This is a genomic window from Henriciella sp., assembly GCF_049649345.1.
Taxonomy (GTDB): domain Bacteria; phylum Pseudomonadota; class Alphaproteobacteria; order Caulobacterales; family Hyphomonadaceae; genus Henriciella.
The window spans coordinates 1-1,680 of sequence record NZ_JBARZC010000161.1 but is presented as its reverse complement, the minus strand read 5'-3'; the positions used below and the strand labels follow the sequence as shown (position 1 = coordinate 1,680).

The window sequence follows — 1,680 nt, the reverse complement described above, 5'->3', positions numbered from 1 at the left end:
GTAATAGTCGTTGATCTGCACCATGGGCGCGTTCACGCAGGCACCGAGACATTCGACCTCTTCCCAGGACAGCCGGCCATCGTCGGTGACAGCCATCTTCTTGCCGATCTTCTTCTCGCAGACGGTTTTGAGGTCATTCGCCCCGCGCAGCATGCACGGCGTCGTGCCGCAGAGCTGAACATGGTGTTTCCCGACAGGCTGCAGCCGGAACATCGTGTAGAATGTCGCGACTTCATAGACGCGGATATATGGCATTTCGAGACGGTCCGCGACGGTTCGCATGGCCGGCTCGGACAGCCAGCCATCATTGTCCTTCTGGGCGAGCCAGAGCAACGGAATCACCGCCGAGCGCCTCTTGTCTTCCGGGTATTTCGCAAGCCAGAACTCAATCGTGGGCTCGGTCTGCGGCTTGAAGGCAAAGCTTTCGCCTCCCGCCTCAATATCAAAACGACGAAGTGCCATTAGCGGTCAATCTCCCCAAACACGATGTCGAGCGACCCAAGGATGGCCGAAACGTCTGCCAGCATGTGGCCTTTGCTGAGATGATCCATGGCGGCCAGGTGCGGATAGCCCGGCGCCCGGATCTTGACCCGGTAAGGCCGGTTCGTTCCATCCGAGATGAGATACACGCCGAATTCGCCCTTCGGGGCCTCGACGCAGGCGTAGACTTCGCCCTCAGGCACGTGGAAGCCTTCTGTGTAGAGCTTGAAGTGGTGAATGAGCGCTTCCATCGAGCGCTTCATGTCGCCCCGGCGCGGGGGAGACACTTTTGATCCTGCCAGAAGCACTTCGCCCGCCGGCATGTTCTCGATGCACCATTTCATGATGTCATTGGCGACGAGCATCTCATCCATGCGGCAGACATAGCGGTCATAATTATCGCCATTGTTGCCGACCACGACCTTGAACACGTCGCCCGGGATTTCGTCGTAGATTTCATAGGGTTGCGAGCGTCGAAGGTCCCAGGCGAGACCTGAGCCGCGCACCATGACGCCAGAAAAGCCCCATTCCATGATCGTCTTCTCGTCGACAACGCCGATATCCACATTGCGCTGTTTGAAGATGCGGTTTTCGGTAATCAGACCTTCGATATGATCGAGCGCCTTGGGAAACTCCTCACAAAACACCATGATATCGTCAATGAGGTCCTGCGGCAGGTCCTGGTGGACACCACCAGGCCGGAAATACGCCGAATGCATGCGAGACCCTGACGCGCGCTCGTAAAAGCCCATCAACTGCTCGCGCTGTTCGAATCCCCACGTAATCGGGGCCAGCGCACCGACATCGAGCGCCTGCGTCGTAATATTTAGGAGATGGTTCAGGATACGCCCCATCTCCGAATAAAGAACCCGGATGAAACTGGCGCGGCGGGGCACTTCGATGCCAAGCAGCCGCTCGATCGCAAGGCACCAGGCATGTTCCTGGTTCATCGGCGCGACATAGTCGAGCCGGTCGAAATACGGCAGGCCCTGAAGATAGGTCTTGTATTCGAGCAGTTTTTCGGTGCCGCGGTGAAGCAGACCAATATGGCTGTCGATCCGCTCAACGACTTCGCCGTCGAGATCCATGATCATGCGCAAAACGCCGTGCGCCGCCGGGTGCTGCGGACCGAAATTCAGCGTGAACTTGCGGTCGTCTTCGGCCGCCGAAATGTAAGCCGAATCAGCCATTGCTGGTTTC

Annotated in this window: 2 protein-coding genes; both read right to left on the bottom strand. The window is 57.9% G+C overall.

What is annotated here, in order from left to right; genetic code table 11:
- Window positions 1–462: NADH-quinone oxidoreductase subunit NuoE (gene nuoE, locus WA989_RS03940; protein ID WP_424339213.1), on the bottom strand; the 462-nt coding region annotated here is incomplete at its 3' end.
- Entirely contained in the window at window positions 462–1,670 is a 1,209-nt protein-coding gene (locus WA989_RS03935) for an NADH-quinone oxidoreductase subunit D (RefSeq protein WP_424339214.1), read from the bottom strand. The genes nuoE and WA989_RS03935, both read right to left, overlap by 1 nt.
- Between the last annotated feature and the right edge of the window lie 10 nt (window positions 1,671–1,680).

What these genes read in the sequence shown, in the direction of transcription:
- WA989_RS03935 (WP_424339214.1), bottom strand. Translation starts at nt 1,670, where the DNA reads ATGGCTGATTCGGCTTACATTTCGGCGGCCGAAGACGACCGCAAGTTC.